Annotated in this window: 4 protein-coding genes; all 4 read right to left on the bottom strand. The window is 44.8% G+C overall.

From position 1 onward, the window contains the following. Positions 1 to 14: 14 nt before the first annotated feature. A complete protein-coding gene (locus KHS79_RS08045; RefSeq protein ID WP_212718186.1) occupies positions 15 to 1,556 on the bottom strand; it encodes an ABC-F family ATP-binding cassette domain-containing protein in 1,542 nt (513 codons plus the stop codon). A gap of 417 nt (positions 1,557 to 1,973) precedes the next feature. Beyond that, complete coding sequence (locus KHS79_RS08040; protein ID WP_212718184.1) at positions 1,974 to 2,705, bottom strand: thioesterase II family protein; 732 nt, start codon at positions 2,703 to 2,705, stop codon at positions 1,974 to 1,976. Beyond that, positions 2,695 to 18,792, bottom strand: coding sequence for a non-ribosomal peptide synthetase/type I polyketide synthase (locus KHS79_RS08035; protein WP_212718182.1), 16,098 nt, complete (start codon positions 18,790 to 18,792; stop codon positions 2,695 to 2,697). Before KHS79_RS08035 ends, KHS79_RS08040 begins: the two co-directional genes overlap by 11 nt. Beyond that, the gene (locus tag KHS79_RS08030) at positions 18,792 to 25,937 is read right to left on the bottom strand and encodes a non-ribosomal peptide synthetase (RefSeq protein WP_212718181.1); all 7,146 of its coding nucleotides are present in this window, start codon (positions 25,935 to 25,937) and stop codon (positions 18,792 to 18,794) included. Before KHS79_RS08030 ends, KHS79_RS08035 begins: the two co-directional genes overlap by 1 nt. Between the last annotated feature and the right edge of the window lie 10 nt (positions 25,938 to 25,947).

The following is a 25,947-nucleotide window of genomic DNA, read 5'->3' as shown; positions in this document are numbered from 1 at the left end:
CTCCTCACCGTCAGCTAAACCAACGCTTTACAAGAAATATCAATTACGCGGTCCGGCCAGCCTTGAATAAACTCCCGTTCATGAGACACCAAAATAACGGTTCCCGGATAGCAAATCAGAGCTTCTTTCAAGGCTTGTTTCATTTCTATATCCAGGTGTGTTGTCGGTTCGTCCAATACCAGCACATTGCTTTCTTCAACCGCCAAGCAACACAGCTTCACCTTGGTTTGTTCTCCACCGCTTAGAGTATGTATAGGTTGTACCGCTTTACTACCAGCCACTCCAAACTCAGCCAGATATTTTCGAGCTGTTTTATTGGTAAGCGTAGTATTTGCAGAGCATACCACCTGTACTGGCGTAGATTCAGGGTAAGGCCAATATAACTCTTGAGCAAAGTATCCCCATTTAATTGATTTAGCTATATCAAGCTGTCCGGAAAGCAGTGGAATCTCGCCAATTAACGACTTAAGTAACGTAGATTTGCCCACCCCATTAAAACCTGCCACCGCAATCTTCTCGCCGCGCTGAATATATAAGTTCAGATCTGGCAATAATGAGTAGGTATAACCAATACCTAATTTTCGACTCACAATGACAGTCTGCGCATTGAGTGGGGAGTGTTTAAAAGTAAAAGAATAAATTTGTTTTTGCTGGTTTATTTCAATTCTATCGATTTTAGCTAACTGTTTTTTTCGACCATTTGCAATCTTTGCATTCACACCAGCACCATTTTTTGCAATGTAATTTTCCAGTTTTTGTATTTGGCGCTGCTGAGCATCATATTGGCTTTGCAACTGAAGACGCTCCTGCTCTTTCTGAGACATTGCTTTGGAATAATGACCTTTATATTTTTTAATTTGTTGATAATCTATATCGCAGATTCCATTCGCAATAGAGTCCAAAAAGCTAATATCATGAGAAACCACTAAAAAAGCGCCAGCATAATTAGCCAAGAAGTTAGCTAACCACTCTACATGCGCAGTATCCAAAAAGTTTGTGGGTTCATCTAACAGCAAAACCTCAGGTTGCTGAAGTAATAATTTAGCTAGCATTACTTTATGGCGCTGTCCTCCACTCAAACTACCCATCTTGCTGGCCATCCCCAAAACATCAATTCCTAATCCTGCAGCAATTTGCTCAATACGATAATTCAAACTATAAAACTGCTCTTTTTCTAGCAGAGACTGCAACTCCGCAGCACGGTTAAGCACTGCAGAAGATGTATCTGTAGCCATCTGTGCATAAAGGTTATTCAAAACTTTTTCTGCTTCAAATAATGCCTCAAAGGCGCTTGATAGAAATTGAAATATGGTTAGTTCAGGATCAAAGGTCGTGTGCTGATCCAGATAGCCAATCATAATGTCTGGTTGCCAAAGGATTTCACCTTGATCAGGTAAAAGCTCAGAACGCAGTAGTTTAAGCAAAGTACTTTTCCCTACCCCATTCTCTCCCGTTACGCCAAGATGTTCACCATGGTGCAGCGAAAAATTAGCCTGTTGATAAAGACGTTTTTCTGCAATTTGGTATGTCAGGTCTTTTACTATTAGTAAGCTCATATTTTTTAAACCATAAAAAAAGCCGGTAACTAAGTACCGGCCCAAGGATTTTGCAATTTAATTTATATCTAACTATCGGATATAAAAAAGGCCGGTGATGAGGTGTCATCACCGGCCTTTTACAATTTTTCACAGACAATAAACTCCCTACGAGAAATTACGCACCATTGTATACCCTTTGTTATGGGCATATTACGCTTCGCTGAGAGTATGTCTGATGAAGATTTCGTTATTTAGGCTCTGAGCAACACTTCATCGTGTATCTGCACAGAGCTTTGCCTTCTTATTAATTTCATTTCGTAAACCATATAATGCTGTATGGTCAATATATAAGACCTTAGACGTATAATCAACTTTTAACCTTGTGCTTGATATCCTCTAAGGCAGTCTCATATAAAAATTTAAAAAGCAAAAAAATCATAAACTGGATGAAACAATTTTTGCGACCAACTTATTGATATCACCCTCAAAAAAATGCCCTCCGTCTACCTGATGGCTATCCACTAAAACATGGGTATATTCCTGCCAGGCTTGCAAGTTCTCATAACTGACATGATTATCTTGCTTACCATGAACAAGCACTAGCTCATGCTCAGATTTTTCACGGGTTATCATGTGCTTTAACCTATAATTAATCGAGAATTCATTTCTCATAATAGGATAATAGAACGCTTTAAAATCATCGTCTTGAAGACACTCATCGTCTAGTTTTCCGTACCCCTTTAACTGTCGATAAATCTCTTCATCATTGTATGAAGCAGGATCTTCCAAAAACTCAGGTATATGAGGTGCAGCTTCTGCAGCAATAAACACTTTATTGGAACGTAAGCCCATGCTTAGTAAAGACTGCGCAAAGAGGAAAGCAAATAAGCCTCCCGTGCTATGTCCATATAATGAAAAACTATTTTGTTTTACAATATCACATATTTCACTTACTGCTTCACTCACAATATTTTCGACATCATTTCTCAGCGGTTCCAACAGCCTTTTTCCCATCCCAGGGAGCTGAAAAACATAACAGTCTATATCTTCTTGTATATGACTCAAAAGCTCATCAAATACATCTGAGCTTCCTCCTGAGTACGGAAAAAACAAGAGCGTATGATTTTTTTCCCCAGTACAATGACTACGTTTTTTTTCAAACCACATGGCATATCTCACTTTCATACCAATCCGCGATACTCTCAGCGAGAAAAGCAGAGTTTTTCGGTCCATTCATCGTCAAATGATTTCCAGCAACAGGTATCACCTTAAAGGACGTGTGACCAAGTTTTTTCCAAAAGCGATCTTGATGCGCAGGAAAACTCGGAATAACGTCAGTATGCGCGAAAAATAAAATATCACTTACCGATTTTGATGGTTGGTATTTTTGCATTAATCCATTATTACATTCCCAAACACGCAAATAACGCGGTAAAAACGCTGCGGAGAGAATGGATTCATAGGCTGTACCTTGGCTTATTTTCCCCAGGTACTCAACCTTATCTTCCAAGGTCTCAAGTGCTGCATATACGGCATTATCCACATTGATTTCTGCCATACCAAAGGTCAACAAATAATCAAGAATTTCAGCGCCAGACATGCCATCAGGTAAATTCCCGTAACATGGGCTATCTACCATTATGACAGGTGCATTGACGCCATACCTATGTTTATACTGCTGAGTCATTTCGTAAGCGACAATGCCACCAAAAGAAGACCCTGCAAATATCGGTGTTTGTTTTTTACTAACGCAAGAGATAACCCCTTGCAGATAACTTTCTGCCATATCTTCCAAACGACTAAAGTGAACATCACTGGTGAGCATTGGAGAACGAATGGCGTATACGGGATAGTCTTCAGGTAAAGCTTTTGCGAGATCCCAATAAAAATAAATATCTCCACCAATAGGGTGAATGAGTATGATCGGGGGATGGGACGGCTTCCCTTTTTGCAATAAGACAATTGTATCCTGTTCTTCTGACTGATCTTTTTGCATAGCAGCATTAAGCGCAGTAACAATGGCATTAACAGTCAATCTTGGTAACTGCATAAACTCAATGGCGACACCAAACTGATTTGTCACTCTGGAACTGTATTGAACAGCCGTGAGTGAATCGCCTCCAAGCTCAAAGAAATCTGCATCAGGATTTACTGTCTCAAGCCCAAGCACATGGCAGCAAATATCGCTGACTTGCTCATTAAGCGCTTTATCAGAACTGATGGTGTTTTCCTGCGTTATAGCCTCAGGAACAACGGTTTTAGCCTTATTTTCACCTATCCAGTAATGATCACGCGCAAAAGCATAGCCTGGTAGTTTAATTCTGTTTTCTGGGGATAACTGCCAGAACTTTTGCAGATCAACTGGGGCAGAAAGGCAGAACAGTTGCCCAACCATCGACATCAAATGTTGATAGGGGGAGCGCTCAGCCAAACCCTGAATGACATGATGCATAGGCTTGAGACCTTGGTGACGTTTTGCCAGCCCACTCAAAATCGTACCAGGTCCTACTTCAACCAGCACCATGTCAGAAAACTGCTTGCTGCTGAACAGTGTCGAAAGACCCGCTTCAAACATCACGGTTTGGCGAAGATGTTCTACCCAATACGCCACAGAACATGTTTGCTCTGGCTTAATCCAGTCACCACTCAAATTCGAAATATAAGGCAACACTGGAGGGTTCAGCTGCACTGAGCCAACCAACTGTGCAAAATCATCCAAAATGGGATCAAGCATAGCAGAGTGGAAAGCTCTGGAGACTTTCACGCTACGGTAGGTAATTCCCTGTTGGTTTAATTCGGCTTCCAAAGCCGCTACCTTGTCAGGCGCACCAGATATCACACATGACTGCGCCTCATTAATAGCTGCAAAATCCAACTGGTGAGTCTCAACAAAGGGTCGAATCTCCTCATAGGTACAACGCACCGATACCATTCGACCTTGGGGCAGCGATGCTAACAACTGCCCACGCTTAATCACCAGAGATAGCGCATCTGTCAGCGATAGAACGCCTGCACAGCAAGCTGCGACATACTCACCAAGACTATGGCCTATCATTGCTGCAGGGGAAACGCCTTTATCCATCAGCCATTTTGCCAATGCAAACTCACAGATAAACAGCGCTGGGTGAGTAATCGCTGTGTCATTGATGCGCTCGCTGGCAGCCAGCAGATCCTCACGTGAGACCTCGCTCCCTAGCATTGGAGCAACAATATCCAAGCACTGCTCTACCCAAAAACGGAAAGCTGGCTCATTATCAAATAACCACTGAGTCATGCCTTTATATTGCGCTCCCTGCCCTGGGAACATAAAGACCACTGACGGTGCTCGACCAGGTTTATGGATGATCTGGGGCTGTGCGACTAAAGCCTCTGCCAACTCCTTACTATTGTTGCCCGTCACCACCCTCTGGCAATCAAATCGGCTCCGGGAGTGCATTAGCGTATAGCCCGCACGCACCAATTGCTCTGTTTGTGCACCACGCACAAACGTGGCCATTGCTTTAGATTGACGGCGCAAACCTTCCTCATCGGGTGCTGACAAGCAAAGTAGTAGGGGTCTACCTGTAACGTTTTCCTGTAGAGAAGGGCTCATTTCAGGAGCCTCTTGTAAAATCACATGGGCATTGGTTCCACCAATACCAAAAGCACTGACCCCCGCTGTTCTTAGCCCACTGCCTTGATCTTGCGTCCATTCCTCTGTCGTTTGCTGCACTTTAAAGCCTCGTGTAGCCAGCTTCAGTTCAGCATTTTCCTGCTGGAAGTGGACTGTTGGCACCAGGGTTTTATGCTGTAAACATAAAGCGACTTTTATGAGTCCTGCAATTCCAGCCGCAACATCAAGGTGCCCAAGATTACTCTTCAACGCGCCAATTGCGCAGGGCTGTTTAGATGTTCTGCCAGAAAGTGCCTGAGATAAGCCTGCAATTTCAATAGGGTCTCCTAACTTGGTACCCGTACCATGCGCTTCTATGTAAGACAGGTCATCAGCAGAAACCTGCGCATTGGCCATTGCTTGCTGAATAACGGCAGCCTGACGGTCTTCACTCGGCGCGGTGAACCCCGCTTTATGATTACCATCGTTATTGATTGCGCTGCCCTTAATAACAGCAATTACACTGTCACCGTGTTCCAGTGCTTGAGCAAGCGGCTTGAGTAATACAACGCCAACACCTTGCCCCTCAATCGTACCCGTGGACTCACTATCAAAAGGACGACAATGACCATCCGCTGAGAAAATCATTCCTGGCTGATAAAGGTAGCCTTGCTTCTCAAGCTGGCCCAACGAAATACCTCCTGCAATAGCCATCTGGCAATCACCAGCTTGTATTGCGCGGCAGGCCTGGTGCACGGCCACCAGCGAGGAGGAGCAAGCCGTCTGCACGGTCATTGCAGGCCCTGTAAGGTTTAGGGTGTAAGCGACTCTGGTTGCCAAAAAGTGCGACTGATTACTAATCATCACCTGATAGTGATCAACCAGGTCAGCATGCTTCATCGATGGCAGCACATAGTCTGACTCGTAATGATTATTCCCAACACTGGCATACACACCCACATCATCCGTGATGGTTAACGGGTCATAATTAGCATTTTCAAAAGCATGCCAAACACACTCAAGGAATACGCGATGTTGCGGGTCCATCATCATGGCTTCTTTGGCTGTTAGCCCAAAGAAGCCCGCATCAAAGCACTCAATGCCTTCTAGTTTACTTTGTGCCAATACATAGTTGGGGTTACTAAGCTGCGACTCAGGTACTAGTCCCTGCAGTTCTTCAACGGAGTAACGCGACACAAGCTCTTTGCCTGCTTTCAGATGCTCCCAAAATTCAGCCAGGGTTTCAGATTGCGGAAAGCGGCCCGACATACCGATTATTGCAATATCGGTATGTGCAATAGATTGTGCTTTTGGCACAACCTCTGCTGGCTTCTCTGTGCTAGCCTGCTGTTCAACATAGTGCACAATGCTGGCAATGGTCGGCAGCTTAAACAGATCAATCAATGACACTGTAGACTGCACATTTGCAGGTAATAACCCATGCATACGGGTAAGGAGTATTGAGTTTCCGCCTAACTCAAAAAACTTATCCTGAAGCCCCACTGACTGTCGTTGCAGCAGCTGACACCAGATAGACTGCAACACCTGTACTAGTGGCTCACTTTCAGCCTTGAATGCTTCATCATCGGTTGCCGGGCTATCAAAGGTTGGTGCAGGCAGCGCCTTGGAATTCAGCTTACCATTTACCGACATAGGTAAAGCTTCCAGTGCAATAAACTGCTCAGGAACCATATAATCAGGCAGCTTTTGCTTCAGCCACTGTGCCAGGGTAAGCGAATTCATATCAGCAGCCGACGACACATAATAACCTACCAACACCTGAGCATTGCTGGACCCTGCTGAACTATTTACCAGCTGAACAGTGACTTGCTGTATCTGCGGATGAGCCAGCATCGCCTGCTCAATATCCGCTTTTTCAATACGGTGCCCCATGACTTTAATTTGCCCATCCTGGCGCCCCATAAACAGCAAGCTGCCATCATCCAGCTGCCTGACCGTATCCCCTGTTCGATACCAAGTCCCGTCTGCAAAGGGCAAACGTATAAACCTGCTTTCGTTTAACTCAGGCTTATTCACATACCCCTGCGCGACACCTGTACCGCCGATATAAAGTTCACCACATGCGCCTGACGGTACAGGCTCACCCTGCAGTCCTAACACAGTGCAACGCTCTCCGGGCAAAGGCCGACCAATACTGATAACGCCTGTGTCTTGTCCCGCTAAATAGGTTTTACTGGTAGACCAGATGCAGGTTTCTGTTGGCCCATAAACATTAATCACCCGCGAAAACTTAGCCAATGCACGTTGGGCCAAGTGATGAGATAAGGCTTCCCCCCCCACCAGCAGCGTACACTTTGTGGTTTGCTCGAATGATGGCAACGTAAACTCAAGCATACTTGGCGTGGTTTGAATAAAGTCGAGTGACTGACAGTTAATAGGACTTTCCCTGTAATCACCCAGTGTCAACGTACCTCCCGATAGGAATGGCAAACCAAACTCTGCCCCGAAAATATCAAACACCATGTTGGTCATGCTGAAGGTATTCAGCCTAGTCTTATTCGGGAAGTGAGCCTGCCATAGCCCATGTAACGTTGCCATAAACGCACTATTGGATAACGCAACACCTTTAGGCTGGCCTGTGGTGCCAGATGTATACAGGATATAGGCGGTATCTTGTGGCTTGATCTCCGGCTCAGCTAAATTCGCTGGAACATTGAGTAATGCCTGTTTGGCGCTGTCCAGGACAAGTGTCGGAATAGATACATTTGGTAATAGCTGGTCATGCAAACCATCAGTAACCAAACAGTCAGCCTGGCAATCCTGCAAAATATACTCAATTCGCTCTGCAGGATAGTCATAAGACAGGGGCACATAGGTTGCGCCAAGCCTCCCTATAGCGAGAATGACCGTTAATGCTAACGCATCTCTTGGCATTAATAGCGCAACTCTCTGTCCTGAGCTTATGGCGTATTCCGTATGAAGACAGTATGCCACTGCCAATACTTGCTGATGCAGTTGTATGTAGCTGAGTACTTCACCAGAGTGACATAGGGCAGGCGCATCTGGCTGATGGCAAGCATAATGCCCAATCGCTGCCGCCAGATTACGCGTTGGGATTGCTGGAACCATGTTTTGCAGTTTTTCGCCTGCCATTATGGATGGCGCAAACTGCAATTGCTGTTCATCAGGATCAGCCAGCACCTGCGTTACTATCTGCTGCAACACATTTAAAGCCTGTTGCATCTTCGTTGGGCTGAACCACTCAGTCGCAAAGTCCAGATAGATATTGATTGCGTCTGCCTGCTCTTCAACCTGCAGTGCCAATGGGTAGTCCCGATGTTCCTCTCGGGAGACGAATTGATGATGTAGGCGGTCAAGGTCGTCCTGCAAACTTGGGTCAGGATAGTTTTCAAAAACATACAGTGAGTCAAACAGCCTGCTTCCACCCTGCTGTAAGTCTGCCAAACTGACTAAACTGCGGCTATTGGCTTCTCCCACGGCATCCTGTAGTGCACTTATCTGCGCGAGGATGCTGGTGCCCGTATCATGCTGGTGCTTAATGGGCAGGGTATTGAGAAACATGCCAACAGCATGCTCAATGCCCGCTACAGGTAACATTCTGCCCGCAATGACAGTACCGACAACCGTTTGTGCCGCCCCAGAATACAATGATAAAAGCTTGTGCCAGGCAAACAGGAACACGGAGTTCACCGTAATACCGTACTTTTGTGCCAGCCCACTCAAAGAGGACAGTTCTGCATTGCTCAGTTTGAGACTAAGTCGCTGTAATGATTTAACCTGACGCTGTTGTCGATACTCTGCCGGTGAAACCTCTGGATGCAGCAGCGAAGATAATGGCATAGCCTCTTCAACATCACTTAAATACTCACTCCAATAGTCTTTATCGGCATTTTGTTGTTGCTGTATGTAGTTTTGTACGGCACTGAAAGCATCAGAAACTAAAGGTAAGGGGGCGTCTTTCTGCAAGGCATCATAAATGTCATGTAAATGAGCCATTAAAATAGGGCTGCTCCACCCATCAAGAATGGCATGATGTACATTAAACAAGCAGCAATAGTGATGCTGATCCAGCTTCACCAAACAAACTCTGAAAAGCCCGCCAGCACTAAGGTCATAATTGCACTGTCGATCCTGTTGCTGAAGCTGCGCTAACGCCTGCTCACGGTCGCTAGCATTCATGTCACTGAAGTCATGATAAGCCCAGGGAAAACCCATTTCTCGGTCAACCACCTGAACAATCTCTCCCCGCCAGTCAAACCGGGAGCGCAAACAGGCAAGCTGCTTTTGCAACAACTGCCAGGCTTGGTGAAAGAGCTGAGGCTCAACCTGAGCGTGGTAATCCCAACGTACAGCAATACGATATGAGGCATCCTGGTCACCATAGGCCAGGCTGTGATGTATCATCCCCTGCTGCAGGCTATTTGCCCTAAATACCTGCTCAACTTCTTGGTGCTTCTGCAGTTGATCGAGATAATTTTGAGACACCACAAAGTTAACATCAGATTCTGTCAACCAAGTGCGTTGCTCATCTCCCAATTCAGCTAGCAGCATATCCAGTTGCGCAGAAAGTGCTTCCGCCACGTTCTGTGCTGTTATATCTCTGAGGCTGGATTTTACTAACAGCTGTAACTGACCATTTGCCAGCCAACTGACGACTTCCAGTAGATGAAGTGATGGGTTTTCTGTGTGGCTAGATAGCTCGCTATACGCTAAGGCCAATTGCCATGGAGAAGACTCAGTAGACTCAATCCTGCCTAAATAGTTAAGGCTCACCCCATCTAAAGAGGTACAGGGCATCGAAAAAGCAGCACCATAACTCAACCCTTTTTCAGCACAACGTCTTAACTGATTTTTTGTGTCTATTAACTGTTCACGGCCATTGGTTTTCGCGGTTAAACGAACAGGGTAGCGACTGGTAAACCAGCCCATAGTGCGGGAAACATCAAGCGTTTCATGCTCATGCTGTCGTCCATGCCCCTCTAACCATAACGAGTGGGATTGCTGCCCCGTGTACTGTTGAAGAAAACGGCTGAGCGTCCAAGCCAGGCAGTCTTGGGGTTGCATACCCAAGGGACGAGTCCGCTCAAGCAAAGAATCTGTGGTGTCACTGCTTAGCTGTAAACGATATTCTGTTGATTCACTACCTTTGGACGAGGCCAGTAACGCTGCTTCTGGCCCAGGCAACTGACTTTGCCAAAATAACATCTCCTCATCAGTAAGGGACAGGCTATTGACCAGCTCACTCCACTGTCGATAACTGCTACTCTTGGACCCGAGTGGCTGCCTCAGATAGGCCTGATATAAATCCTCAATCAAAACCGACTGACTAACGGTATCAATAATTAAGTGATGCCAGGCCATAAAGAGCCGACCTTGTCCATCACTGAAACCATCAAGATAAGCAAACACACTCAATGGACCGTTTGCCAAGTCAAACTGGCTATGAAGGTTAGCGAGTGCCTCTTTCAAGCAGGCATCAAACCCAGGCTCATGTTCTTTGACCGACAGCTCTCTAATATCCACTCGATGACAGGCCGGTTTTGCAGAGTCGGGTTGATAATGCTGAACCCACTCACCGCAGTCATTTACCGTAAAACGCAGTGCAAAGGCATCATGGTGCGCTACCACTTGACTGACAGCTTGCTCAAGACGAGAAAAGGACAGTGGTGGCGTCACTAACATGGCCGTTTGATTCCAATGGCTCGCTACCGTCCATTCGTTTGAAAAAAACCACTGTTGAATAGGAAGTAAAGGCACCTCCCCGGTTAGTGGGGGCTGTTCGGTTTGAGGCTCAGCAACATCAGCGTTTGAGTTTTGCAGTTTGTCCGAGACAAACTCAGCCAAGGTAGCTACTGAACGATAAGTAAACAGCTCCCTTAGCCCAAGCTCAACCTGCATTTCACGGCGCAGACGACCCACCATCTGAATCGCCATGACACTGTCACAACCCAGAGAAAAGATATCATCATGAATCCCCAGCCGCTCTTGGGAAATGTTCAGCACACCCGCCCAAAGCTGACAAAGCTTAGCTTCTATCGAGTTACTTGGCTGACAGTGTTGATTTGACGTATGGGTATTTGGCATAGGCAATGCGGCCCGGTCTAGCTTGCCATTGGCCGTTAGCGGAAGTGAGTCCAGAGCAATGAGGAAAGGCGGCACCATATACTCTGGTAGGCGCGACGCAAGCGCCTGGCGGAGTGCCAGCTCATCCACCTGAGCTTTCGTCACATAATAACCCACGAGATTTACCGCTGAGTTTTCTCCATCTACAGGCTGAGTGAGGACAAGCGACTGCTCAACCCCCTCAAACTGAGTAATCACTGCTTCGATCTCACCAAGCTCAATACGATGGCCGCGCACCTTGACCTGAAAATCATTGCGTCCCTGGAAAATAATATTGCCATCAGACTCAACACGACCCAAGTCACCGGTTTTATAAATCCGCCCTAAGTCTGGATGCTCTATGAAGCGCTCACCGGTCAACGCCTCATTTTTCCAGTAACTTAGCGCCACGCCTAACCCACCAATATAGATTTCACCAGTCACCCCCACCGGGCAGGGCTGCAACTGATTATCCAGAACACTCATGGTTTGGTTCGGCATTGCCTTGCCATAAGGCACTGAAGCCCAATCAGACTGACGAGATTCAATCGGGTACCAAATTGACCAAATACTCCCTTCTGTAGCACCCCCTAAGCTGAGTTGCTTGGCTGCCGGGAATGTAAAAGCGAGCCTATCGAGGAGGTTGAGTGGAATCCAATCGCCACTCATCATGAACAGTCGCAGCGATGGCAGCGGAGTATTGGTTGCAGAGGCAGCTTCTTCCAACAGACCCGCAAGCTGGGGAACAGTATTCCAAATGCTGACCTTTTCCTGCTGTATCAACGGTAACCAGCAGTCAGGGGTCTTCACATGTTGCTGATCAGGAAAAACAACTTTGGCACCTACAGCGAGTGCACCGAACAAGTCATAAACTGACAAGTCAAAACTGAGCTCAGACAGCGCAAATAAAGCATCATCGGCAGTGACGTTATACTGCTCATTCACCGCAACAATGGTATTCACTGCACCCCGATGACTGATCGTCACGCCTTTAGGCTTGCCAGTAGAGCCCGAAGTAAAAATGACATAAGCAACATCATCTGGCTTAACCTCGGGTAAGCTCACTTTGGCGCTACAGAACTCATCGGCCAAAGCCGTCTCAATGCAAAGGCTTGAGATGCTTTGCATCAGCTTAAAATCACGCTGAGCTTGAAGCTCTGTGATTAAAAGATGATCTGCCTCAGCCTGTGCCAACACACCATTCATTCTCTCTTCAGGCCAGTCAACATGCAGTGGCAAATAACCTTTACCGGCCTTCATTATCGCCAAACAAGCACACAGCTGGGCGTATCCCTTATCTGCCAAAACGGCTATTAACTCTCCCTCCATTGCTACACAGTGACTGGCTAAACGCTCACTATCCTGCTGTAACTGGGCGTAGGTATAACTTTGTCCTAAACGCTCATCATAAACTGCAATACGGTGTGCCTCCCTGGCCTGCTTTTCAAACAAGCTGACCAGAGTTTCTTCACTCACCGGCTGGTTGGCACTGTTGATCAGTGCAATACAGCGCTCATCCTCTGGCGGTAAATAGCCACGGGGCACACTCCTAGCCCATTCTTGTGTAGCCAAGTGGGTGATCAGCTCGCAATAGCAGTGATTTAAATGGGGGATAAAATCCGGCTCAAAAAGCTGATCGACATACAGCCACTTACTCATGAATCGATCACCAGACTCGACCGCCTGCAAATCAATCCATGCTTGGGATGTCTGCGCACACCAGTAACGCTGTTCCCTTAGCTCACTCTCGACAAGAAATGACCGTTTCTCCCAGCGATCAGTCTGCTGTCCAATAACACCAGTAAAGACAATAGGTGATGTAGCAGCATTCGCATCAAGCTGGTGTCGTTTCACCAGCTCTCGCTGTACTTGAATACCGTTATAAAGTGCATGATTGACATCATCCCACATGCGGTCATGAGTACAGGTGATGGTTTCAAGTAGCTGACTGCCAGCATCCTTGAAGTGAAATAGGTTAGTTGATGTAAAGTCACCCAAGATCTCATCAACACGCTCACAAACTGGATAACGGTTAAACAGTGTCAGGGTAATTAAGAACTCGTCATTACCTGAAAAACGCGCAATCAGGTAACCGTATAGTGCAAGCAGTACAGAAGAGTAAGACACCTGATAGTCTTGAGTCTTTTTCTTAAACTGCTGCCAAATTTCAGGCTCCAGATAAAGCGTATGCTCGGAAAACGTCGGCTGAGTGACGTTCATAGGCTCTTGCTTAAGCGGTAAATTGGGGCGCAAAGGCAGGGTTTGTAACTTTTCAGCCCAATATGCTTTATCCTTTTCATACCAAACAGAGTTTGGCAGGTGCACGACATAGTCCTGATAATCTTTGAAGTTAACCTTTGGCAAACTGGCCGTAATATCCTCACCACGATATAGCCTGTCGAGTAAGGAATACATCATCAGCCGGCTTTGCACATCCAACAGAATTAAATCAATGCTGACATGCAGCACATAACAGTCTTTAAACTGACTGACTTCAAAGGTAAACAGCGGAAAGCAGGAAACATCATAGACCGTGTGAGACAGCCTATGGCGAACATCTGCCAGAGTGGCATCGCTCTTATTAACATCAAAGTAGTTGGTATGCACACAGTAATGCCCAACCTCACTTGTTGGTAAGTAGCGCTGGCGCATGATGTTTTCATCAAACACTGTGCGTAACACTGGACACAGGCTAATCAGCTCGTTGATTGCATTTTCCAGCCGGTTAATATCCAGTGAGCTGTAAACATACTCGTTGTATATATGATTTGCCACATTGCCAATTTCATACTGCCCCATACGTCCAAGCAAATAAGCTTTTTGGATTTCCGTCATGGCAAAGTCTTGCGTGCTTTCCCCTTTAGCTGATAAAGGCAACTGTGCTAAATCAGCCTCTCCCGAGATAAACTTAAAATCACTCGCCGAGTATTCTGTCGTCTTTTGGTTGGCACACAAGTCAACCAGCGCAACCAATGCTGTCTGGTAACAGTTCAGGAGCTTCTGATTAACCGCTTCAGTCAGGCAGGATTTAACTTCAATATGCAACTGCCCATCAACAACAAAGCCAAAAATGGTGATGCTAAAAGGCCAGTCTTCAGGATGTCCTATCGTTTGTCCTGTTTCTGTCACTACCAGATGCCACTGCTCAGTATGCTCTGACGTAGGCTGTACCAAGGTATCTAGCTGCCCCAAGTAGTTAAAACACACTGATGGTATGGGCAGATCGCTGCTTTGTGCCCAGGCACCATAGCCCACCCCCTTACCAGGCATCGCCCGCAGTTGCTCTTTACAACCTATCAAGGTTGTTTGCAGATTCTGGCAGGATTGCAGTTTGTAGGGAGATAAACTGGTAAACCAGCCCACTGTCCGCTCAATATCCAGTGGACTATCAATGACCTCTGCAATGACTTCTCGGCCATGGCCTTCTAGAGAGATATGGGTGACTTCGCCCGCTAACACTTCGGTTAATGCGGTGTCTGCCGCTGCAATCAGTACATCATTAATCTGCGTATTAAATGCTTTATGGCACTCTCCAAGCAGCGACTGGGTCAATGATTGAGGCAGTTTAATCTGGCTTGAAGTAAATGGCTGTTTATTGGAAAGAAAACCTTGCGGGACACGGTAATCTTCCATTAATGCTTGCCAATACCTTAATTCTTCAGGGTGTTGATGTGGATACTGTTCAATACACTGGCTCCACTGTCGATAGCTACTGCCTTTCTGCGGAAGCTTCTTGCCTTGATATAACACCTGCAGGTCATGAACAATAATGCCCCAGCTGACGCTATCCATGATCAAGTGGTGGAAAGCACAGAACAGCAGTCCTCGATCTGGTTTGAGTCCCTCCATATAGACAAACTGAAATAAAGAGCCTGAGGTGAGATCAAAACTGCTTTGCCAACTGGTCATTAACTCACTCAACGCTTGCGCATCAGTATGCTCATCCAGATTCACTTTTATGACGTTAACTGGCTGCTGCTCACCATAGAACTGGCGTGGATATTGACCTTCAGGGGTATCGGTGTAATGCAGTCGCAAGGCGTCATGGTGCTTTACTAGCTCAGACACAGCATGTTGCAAAGCATTCTGCTCTAACAACGGCACATCTATGCAAAACGCTTGGTTCCAGTGCTCAGGTTGATTAAATTGACGCGTAAAGAACCAGCACTGAATAGGCAGTAAGGGCACCTCGCCACTTAACACCCCTTCTTCTACTTGATAGGTAATGCTTGATCGTTCTTTGCCTGCTAACTGACAGAGTGCACTTATCGTTTTTAGCGCAAACACATCCTTTACTGACAAGTCCAACAGTGACGCTTGGCGAAGCTGGCTGACCAGCCGAATGGCCATAATGCTATCTAACCCGAGCTGGTATAAGTTGGAGCTACATCCCAACTGCTGAGGTTCCAGCCCTAACAGTGCTGCAACAATGTCTCGCACAGAGGCTTCCAGCTGGTTTTTCGGGGCAACCACATTATCTGTGAGTGTGCGTTCCGGGATTGGTAATGCTTTTACATTCAGCTTGCCATTGACTGTTACGGGTAGCGCATCTAAACGGACAAAGGACTCTGGAACCATGTACTCAGGCAAGGCTGCCAATAGGTGCGACTTGAGCATTTCATCGCTACATTCATCTGCTGCAACGATATAACCAACCAGCCAGGGCTGCGTGTCCTTCACCACAGTTACCGCTGCTTGAGAGACGAGAGGATGCAACTCTAGGTTCGTTGTGATGTCACCCAGCTCAATTCGAAAGCCACGAATTTTGACCTGGAAATCATTCCGCCCCAAATAAACCACAGAGCCATCTGGTTGCTGGTATACCAGGTCACCCGTTTTATAAAGTCGTCCATTGATTCCGTGTTGTTTATCTTCCGTGCTCTGGTAAGGGTTTTCTACAAACTTTTCTGCAGTAAGTGCAGGATTATTAAGATAACCTCTAGCCAGTCCAACACCAGCCAGATGTAACTCACCTACCGCCCCAGGTGGGAGCAATCGTAAATTTTCATCTAAAACGAGAGCCTGGATATTATCGATTGGCTTACCAATCAGCACTTTTGATAATGCCGGATCATTACAATCGAAAAACAGCACATCAATTGAAGCTTCGGTTGGCCCATAAAGATTATGAAGCTGGACATCAGGCAATAAGGCTTTTATGTCCTTCACCTGAGATAAGTGCAACGCCTCACCACTACAGAACATATATTTCAATGAGACCAAACGTGCGAGTGCGTTAGGTCGAGCGCCCAGGGTCTGGGTGAAGGCACTTAACATTGAGGGTACAAAGTGCAGTGTTGAAATTTTTTCTCGCTCGATCAACTCAATCAAATAATCCGCATCTTTGTGGCCATCAGGCTCCGCCATAATGATCGCAGCGCCATACCAGTTAGCCCAGAGCAACTCCCAAACAGACACATCAAATACATAGGGTGTCTTTTGCAGAACACGATCATCCGCAGCCAGTGGATAGTTCTTTTGCATCCACTCTATACGATTAACCAACCCACGGTGCTCACACATAACACCTTTAGGCTTGCCTGTCGTGCCTGAGGTATAAATGACATAAGCTAAGTCGGTAGGATTCACCGCAACAGACAGGTTTTGAGTTTGCTGATCAGCAAGCAGGCGGTGAGTTTCGGGAGTGTCGAGTAGCAGCAAACGCTCTTTATAATCAACGAGGCTGTCTGCGTGCTTACTGTGAGCCAAGATCACGGCAGCCTGACTGTCACTGAGGATATATTCCACTCGATCCTGCGGAAAGTCTGGCTCAAGCGGAATATACGCGGCACCAGTTTTCAGTACTGCCCAGATACTGATGACAGTATCTACACTTCGCTCCAGGCTTAATGCAACCAGGCTACTTTGGACAACCCCTTGCGCTATAAGGTAGTGAGCAAGCTGATTAGCGCGCTCATTCAATTGCTGATAAGTCAGCCGCTGCTTGGCATCTGCTACCGCTAAGTTGTGAGGTGTTTGTTCAACCTGATGCTCCAAAATAGCCGCGACATGGGTCTGATCAGAAAAGTCACAACGTGTATCGTTCCAATGCTGGAGTAGCTGATGTTCTACTCGATTTGAAATAGGTAACAACTGGCTCAGTGGAGACAACCACACACCTTCATCGTGCTGTTTTAGCGAATCCACAAAGCTATTAAATATGGCTTCGATTTGTGCCTGCTCGTACTTTTCTGCAGCATAGGTCAATGTGAATGACATACAGGAGGATTGCACACCTGCAATCAGTGAGATGCCGAACTTTTCCGCCAGGTCTGCATAAGGTTGAATTTGATATTCAGTGTTTTGAGTTTGTGCTGAATACTCATCAAAGTTATGCAGGGTAAACAGCACCTGAACCAGTTCAGCCAGCCTTGGCGCGCCCCCCTGAATACCCTCCACCAGTTGCTCAATGTTGAGATTATTCATTTGCTGGTATTGGATAACGGTATGATGCAAAGTCTTCGCATTGGCTAAAACACTCTCTTTTCTGTTGAGAGCAGGAACAACAGGCAACGTATTAATAAATGGTCCAATGGCAGCCTGAAATGCCTCTGGCCGGTTAGCAAGTGTCATTCCCACAGGAAATGACTCGTTTTGACCGGTGTATACCGCGATTGAATGGATGAAGTGGGTAAACAGGAGTGGATAAAGTGTTAATTCATGCTTACCACATAAATCAGTAAGGTACTGATACTCCTCTTCAGTTAGCGTCGCTGTTAGGTGGGTAGCAGCATTTGAGCCAGTAGCTGAGTAACATTGCCTTAACTGAGGCACCTCTGCTTCATTAAGCTCGGCAATTAGCCTGTCTTTGAATTGAGTTTCAGCCTCCCCAAGCGCTTGAGCCTGTTGATAAGCAGAGTAATCGAGATAGGTTGGCTGTTTTAAGGTTGCTGCAAAACGTTGTGGGTTTTCATAAGCCGCAGCCAGTTCATCTGCTATCACAGGGACTGAGTAGGCATCTGACAGCATATGGTGATGGATACAGGCTAGTACCCAGGTATTCTTGTCCGCGAGATAGAGCAACTCAAAACACGTAAACTGTCCTTCTTCAAGAGGGAACACCGTTTTGGCCAGGCTATCTTTATGCTGCTGTAGTTCAGAGGAAGATATTTCCCTCACTGGGCAGTGAAACAACGAAGCTGGAAGAAACGCTCGCTGCAAGTCATCAGCAACACTTTGGCAAAATAGTGGATGCTTTTTTAAGAACAGCTGTATAGCCTGCTGCATTCTTTGTGCATCCAGTTCATTGAAGGCAATAAACAGTGGAATAGTATAGGTGTAAGGTAAGCTGTCGATCTGACCCTGCAAATACATGCCTTGCTGTATCGAGTCTAGTTTGGCTGGCCAACTTTCCCGAGGCAGTGACAGAAATGGCGAAGCTTTCGCCTGCTCTTCGTTATTAATTTTATTAGCATTAAGCAGCTCAATCAGTACTGCTTTGTGCGCAATAACCTGCTGCTTAATCGCATCAGGAAAACCCCGATTTTTATCGAATGAATAGTTAAGCTCTCCAGCCTCATTCACCCAAAGAAAAATATGCTGGCATTTTAGGTCGTTTAATAAGCTTATAATTGTCACTACAGAACTCCAACTACTCGCTCGTGATTTTCCATTTGTGATTCAGCTTGTTCGGCCATTGCAATCACGGTGCTGTTGTTATAGATATCTTCCAGTTTGAGCTGGACGCCCAACTGCTGATCAAGGCGACGAACCAAGCGCATCGCCAAAAGTGAATTTCCTCCGCAATTGAAAAAACTTTCTGCACAATCAATATCGGTGGGCTGACACTTCAGTATCTTGGCCCAGACTTCACAGAACTGCTGCTCCAACTTAGTGACGGGTCCCTGAAAGCTTGTATCAACGGTGACTTGTGGTAAGCGGGAGGCATCGACTTTGCCATTTGCAGATAGAGGTAACTCATTGAGCAGCACAAAGTGCTGAGGAATCATGTAATCGGGTAATGATTGTGCTAAGTGTTGGCGTACCAAAGCATTCAGAGGCTGGACTTCCGCATGAACATCACTTACAGCTTTATCTTCTTCCCGCACAGCACCTATCGCCATGGTGTACAGGTTATTTTCACTCAGTGTTAACCCGAGCATACAGCAGCCAATATCATGACTGACTAAGTCATCACTTAGGTGCTGAAACAACCAGCCAGCATAAACATAGTTAGATGTGCTCTGAGGACCTTCAAGATGAATTAACCCTTGGGCACCACTTACAATGGCATGAACATCAGAAGCCTTGACCAGTACAGGCTGTTGCTCGATGTCGAACAGATTACTGCCTGTCGTGCTACGGAAATAAGCACCCTCCCGGTTATAGAGTGATAGCTTAGTATCTGCTTGTTGTGTTGGCTGATTCAGAGGAGCACATAGTACTAACCGGCATACTAATGACTTAGTCGCTGATACATCCGGCTCAAAAAATGCTACGTGATAACCTACTTCCAGTTGCTCACACTGATCCGCAAGTAAAGCCAGCATATGTCCGGCTTCCAGAAGTGCGAGCGCTTTTGCACGGTCATGATAAAGAGGCCGGATTGCCTCCCAGTTAATGACTAGATCAATGAAGTTGACTGAAGCGACACCATTGGGCCGCTCCACATCAGGTAACTCATAAAGTGAGTGACGTGTGGGATGATAGTAATAATACCCGTCACGAGTCGCATCAACCTTATCATTGAGACCCACGTAAGCCTGGACACTGTAGGTACTCCCTGCTGATGGGTAGCGATATTTAGGAAGCACTCGATTGGGAAGTTCCAACCCAGCACATACGGAGAGAATGCGCTGTAAGTCATGCCAAGTCGCTGCATTGCCAGTAGCTGAAGACCAAGAGCGATTCTGGCGTAATGTAATCAGGGTATTAACCCTGTGGCTATCAATGCCACAGTCATCGAACTTCCGATAGCTTTTACGACGCAGATAATCATCTTTTTGCAGTGAGTGTGATAATGCCAAACCAGCATTTTCAACGGGGACAATGCCTCTTTGCTGAAGAATGAATAGCTCTTTATCTTCCGTATAGACAGGAACAGGCTGTTCTTTTTCTGGAATCAGGTAAGCCACTAACGCAGGGCTGGTCTCTTGTTGCTGTAAGTGAACCAGTGCTTGCGAGATTCCTTCTAGCTTATTGATATGTGCTGCAATTTCTTCTAGCTCAACACGATAACCATTCAGTTTAACCTGATTGTCAGTGCGCCCTAAAAATTCAATGAAGCCTTGCTCTGACCAGCGACCTAGATCACCTGTTTTATAAAGTCGGCCTAACTCTGGATGGTTAATAAACCTCTCTTTGGTTAACTCAGGTGCATTCCAGTATTCAAGGGCAACACCATCCCCACCAATATGAATTTCACCAGTAACCCCAAACGCACAGTGTTCGCCCCGATTATCCAGCACATACATCGTCTGGTTTGGCATCGCTATTCCATAGGGAATACTTGTCCATTCTGGGTCTACTTGTTCAACTGGATACCAGATTGACCAGATACTTCCTTCTGTCGCGCCCCCCAAACTAATGACATCTGTCTTATTATTAAGTGTTTTAATACGGCTAGGTAAATTAAGCTGTATCCAGTCTCCACTCATCAGGAAAAGCCGAATATTCATTGAAATATCCGTGCGAGACTCAAACTCATCAATGACTAAACCGGCCAGCTGCGGGACAGTATTCCAAAGCGTGACATGATGCCTATGAACAAGCTCTAGCCAAACCTCAGGTTTTTTACAATCTGCCTGGCATGGAAAAACAATTTTTCCTCCAGCTCCGAGTACACCGAATATGTCGTATACAGACAAATCGAAGCTCAGTTCTGATAAAGCAAGAACCGTATCACTGGCGTTAATATTAAAACGTCGGTTAACCGCTTCAATCGTATTAAAAGCACCATGGTGGCTTATAGCGACACCTTTTGGCCGTCCCGTTGAGCCTGAAGTAAAGATAACGTAGGCCAAATCTGTCGGTTTAACGCTTGGCCATACAATATCCTCATATTGCCCTTTCTCTTGAACAAGTGTTTCCAGTTCCAAGACCGTTGCATTTAAAAGTGAAGATTCACGTTTGAGCTTTGCATGCTGTGATTTAGACACAATAACGGTATGGCAGCCAGATTGTTCCAAAATGTCATTCAAGCGCTCAATTGGCCAGTCAGGATGCAGGGGTACATACGCGGCCCCTGCTTTCATAATTCCCAAAGTAGCAGTGACATGCCAATAGCCCTTTTCAGCTAAAATGGCAATTAATTGGCCTTGAGTTTCTCCACTAGCCATTAAGGCTGAGGCCACGTTCAAATAGGCCTCATGAATCTCAGCATAGGTAAAACTAGTTTGTAATTGTGAGTCAACAACGGCTGTAGCTTTGGAGGTATTTATTAAGCTGGGTGATGTTTCAAACAGTTCAACCAATGTCCTCGATGGGTAGCTTGCCTGAGTGTTATTCCAGTGGGTAATTTGTGCTTTTTGCCAGTCCGGTAATTTAACAAAAGGCAAAGCCATTAAGTCCCAGTCGCGATGTGCAACTTGCTCGATTAAAGCACAATAGCTGTCGTGCATTGCCTGAATTGTTTGTGGCGAAAAGAGCTGATCTACATAGTCCCACTCTGCAACAAACCCTGCATCTGTCTCATACGCTTTGTGGTCTAACCAAACCTGAGAAGTTTGAGAAATAGCGTATTGAGTACCCTGGTAACTCTCATCCAATGGCAAGTCAAACATGCTGGCTTTACCATTCATACCAATAACACTGGTTAATACAACCGGTGCCACTACTTGGTGAGAGGGTAAACTTCGTGCTTGCTTGAGCATACGTTGCACATCAATACCATCACACAAGTTGTTATCAACGTCTTCCAACAACCGGGAATGCACTAACTCCAGCTGCTGTCGGGCAGAGATATCATTACGCAATTGATAATCAAACAAACTTAAAACAGTAAAATCACCAATGATGTCATCTACTTGAGCATGTAGTGGCAGTCGGTTAAACAGCGTTAAGTTAAGCGTGACTTTCTCTTGATCAGACCAAAAACAGAGCACACGACAAAATAGCTCGGCAATCAATGCCGTTGGACTAATATCATTACAGCGGCACTTATCTAAAATTAATTGCCATGTTGCTTGCGGTACAGTCCGGGTTACTCGTTTGAAGTATGGCTTCTCAATACTTGATGGGTTTGCAGCTAAAGGCAAATCCATTTTTAACGACATTTGCTGTGTTTTTTCATGCCAGTACTGCTCAGCCTGATGGAACAGCTCACTCTGGCGTATCCGCTCATATTGAGTATGATAATCTCGGTAGTTGATTAATAGCTTGGGCAACACTGCCTGCGGATTTTGATATAAAGTGATCCACTCTGAAAATAGAATCTCAAAACTCTTCATATCAATGATAATCGCATCAAAACTCACATGAAGAATGTAGCTATCCCCTACTTTAGACAGCAATATGTCAAATAGTGGATAAACGTCTGCTGCATAAACTTTATGGGAAAACGCCTGGCGAATCACTTCTAGCTCAGAGTGATTAGTAAACTCCTGATAACGAATTTGGTAATGAGGAACTTGGTTTAAATAACGTTGTTCTCCATTTTCAAAAACAGTTCTGAGTGATAAATGGCGTTTGATTAACAGGTTGAATGCACTTTCTAACCGGGCATGATCTATATAACCAAATGCATACTCATGATAAATATGAGTCGATACATTGCTTAACTCAAAGTTTTTGAAACGGCCAAAATAGTAAGTTTGCTGAACATTATTAAGGGTAAATGGATGATATTGATGCGTAATATCTGACGATTTAATAATAAAATCACGATACAGAAAATCACCCTTACCAGCATTAACCAAAGGTGTTAGGCTGGATACATTTTTTTGTTCAAAAATATCTTTAATTTTTATGTCACAGCGAAATTCAGTATTGATTAAGTTAACCAACTTAATTGCCGATAAGCTATTTCCACCTAAAGCAAAAAAATCATCTGTTAAACCAATATTATTCTTATTTACTCCTAGCGCTGAACCAAACAGCTGACACAATATACGCTGAGTCTGTGTTTCGGGTGCAATAAATCGATTGTTATGCACTAGGTTTATCGCAGGTAAAGCCTTGCAATCTACCTTTCCATTAATATTTAATGGTATAGAAGCAAGGAACATAAAATCGACAGGGATCATATATTCAGGCAAATAATTTTTTAACCAATCCTTTAAATGATCGACCCCAATGGGTTCCTTAGCGGTATAATAAGCAACCAGAAAAGGCTCAACGTCACTTTCCTGGTCTTTTTGTAACTGAACAACAGCCTGCTCTATTCCTGGATAGTGTTTAATAGCCGACTCAATATCACCCAGCTCGATACGATGCCCACGTAACTTAACTTGAAAGTCTGCTCGGCTTAAATATTCAATATTACCACATGATAAATAACGAACTTTGTCACCTGTCCGATACATAGTAGCGCTATGATTATTGCCCAAATGAACAAATGGGTTAGCAATAAATGCTTTTGCTGTCAGTTCAGGGTTATTGAAGTACCCTTGTGCAACACCATCACCGGCTATGTAGAGTTCACCCACTACACCTGGTGCTACAGGCTTTTGCTCATCATTAAGTACATAACATTGCGTATTTGCTAAAGGTTTTCCAATCAATACTTTATTAGTGATTTCATTCAAGCAGTATGCGGTTGACCATACTGTTGTTTCGGTAGGGCCATAGACATTCCATGCTTTTTGCGTCATTTTGACCAAACCTTTAGCGACGTCTAAAGGAACAGCCTCACCACCACACAATGCAATAATATTAAACTTTTCTTGTCCCAGTTCAGCAACAGCCTGCCGCCAAAAAGATGGGGTGGCTTGCATATGTGTAATATCAAACTCGGTTAAATATTGCTTCAATATACGTGCATCTAATAACGCTCGTTGTTCTGCAAGCACAACAGATGCACCAAACATTAAGGGCATAAACAACTCCAACGTGGAGATGTCAAATGCCAATGTGGTAAGTGCCAGCATGCGAGACTCAGGAGACAAATGCGTGCGATGACAAAAGTCATAGGCAACATTAACAAAATTACGATGTCTGACAGCAACACCTTTAGGTACACCTGTGGTACCCGAGGTGTAAATAACATAAGCGAGCGCATTAACATCGCCAGAATTTAATAACTCTGGCGGATTACAATATTTTTCTATTGTTGCCAATAAATCATTTGTTATTGATAACGCTGTGATGCCATTAGGTAATGAAGCCTCTGGCATATCATTTCTGGTTAATACCAGACTAGGCTTGGCATCATTCAGTATTGCCTGGGTTCTCAATAGTGGAGAAGTTGAATCTAAAGGAACATATGCACAACCTAACTTAAGGATAGCGAGCAGACTAATCAGTAATGACTCATCTCTTGGGAGCAGTACAGCAACCCTCTCACCTTCAGCTACTGAAAAGTGTTCCTTCAGGTAATGTGCTAACCCATTTGCTTTCATATTAAGCTGATCATATGTCAGCTCAGTATCACCCACAATTAAAGCTAATTTATCAGGATTAAGAGTTACCTGCTCTTCGAATAGAGCAGTAATTGTATTTTGGGGATAGAGTATTTGCTCGGAGTTACAGTCCAGATAGTAATGCTGAATCAATGCCTCTGGTAGTTGACAGAAGTTATTCCAATCAATTGTGCCTGATTTAAAATCATCAATACGTGCTAAAAATGCCTCAACATAATGAGACATCACAGAAAACAAAGGAATATTCTTTTTGTAGATAAGCTTAACTTGATGAGAGTCATCCACCGTTTGAATTAACAATAAACTATCATCTATTAGCTCGTCATTAACTTCACATATCCCAACACTTGGAAATAGTAGCTCTGAATAAATATAGTCCTTATCTATAAAAGTAGCTGGAGATTGTTCATGAGTGACTATCTTTTCTAAATCAGCATAATATTCTGAACCTTGTAACAAGGTATACTGTCTTGAAAAGCCTTGTTCATTTTTAGTATAGAAGCCATATAGAGCTGCTTTTTCAGCATTAAAAATATATTGCATAAAAAGCAAAAACAATGATTGATCCGCATGACTCCATTTATAGGTAAAAACAAGGGTTTCATTATCGACGTCACAGATCTCAGTGCTATGTACCTCTGGGCTGATAACAAAAGTTTCATGCTTTTTTTGTAATTCATCAAAATAGCGTTTACCCGCTAAATTTGCTGTCACTGCATTAAACCAAAGGTCAACATCGTTTGAAAAACTGTAAGCTTCAAGCTCTGACAAAGAGTCATTTCTACTTAAGTGAATAAAGCCATCAATAAAAACCTCAGCGATTTGTGCTTGAATAAACTGAAAGTCTGAGCATGATTTAGCTAAACTACAATTAGCCAATATGCACTTATCATTATTTTTTTGGTTCACTATTGAGAAAAACTGAACGTCATTACCCTCTTTATCACATAGTGCCAGCTTTACTTGGTTTGCATCAGAAAAAGAGGTTTCAACAGCATAGCAAAACTCGTAATCTATTTTATAATGGCTTATATCATTCTCATTAATAAGATGAATATTATGATGCTCTTGAGCCAACCAAAAGCTTTGCTCTTCATCATGTGAAGCTATCAGAAAAACTTGATGACCAGCATCTGCGAGATAACCAATTACGTTCTTACTTACTTCATCTACACAGGCTTTAGTGACAACATTTAATATATTCATCTAAACTACC

Source organism: Zooshikella ganghwensis (assembly GCF_018263875.1).
Lineage (GTDB): Bacteria > Pseudomonadota > Gammaproteobacteria > Pseudomonadales > Zooshikellaceae > Zooshikella > Zooshikella ganghwensis.
Note: the sequence above shows the minus strand (reverse complement) of the source record. Positions and strands in the feature narration are given on the sequence as shown.

What these genes read in the sequence shown, in the direction of transcription:
- KHS79_RS08045 (WP_212718186.1), bottom strand. Translation starts at nt 1,556, where the DNA reads ATGAGCTTACTAATAGTAAAAGACCTGACATACCAAATTGCAGAAAAA.
- KHS79_RS08040 (WP_212718184.1), bottom strand. Translation starts at nt 2,705, where the DNA reads ATGTGGTTTGAAAAAAAACGTAGTCATTGTACTGGGGAAAAAAATCAT.
- KHS79_RS08030 (WP_212718181.1), bottom strand. Translation starts at nt 25,937, where the DNA reads ATGAATATATTAAATGTTGTCACTAAAGCCTGTGTAGATGAAGTAAGT.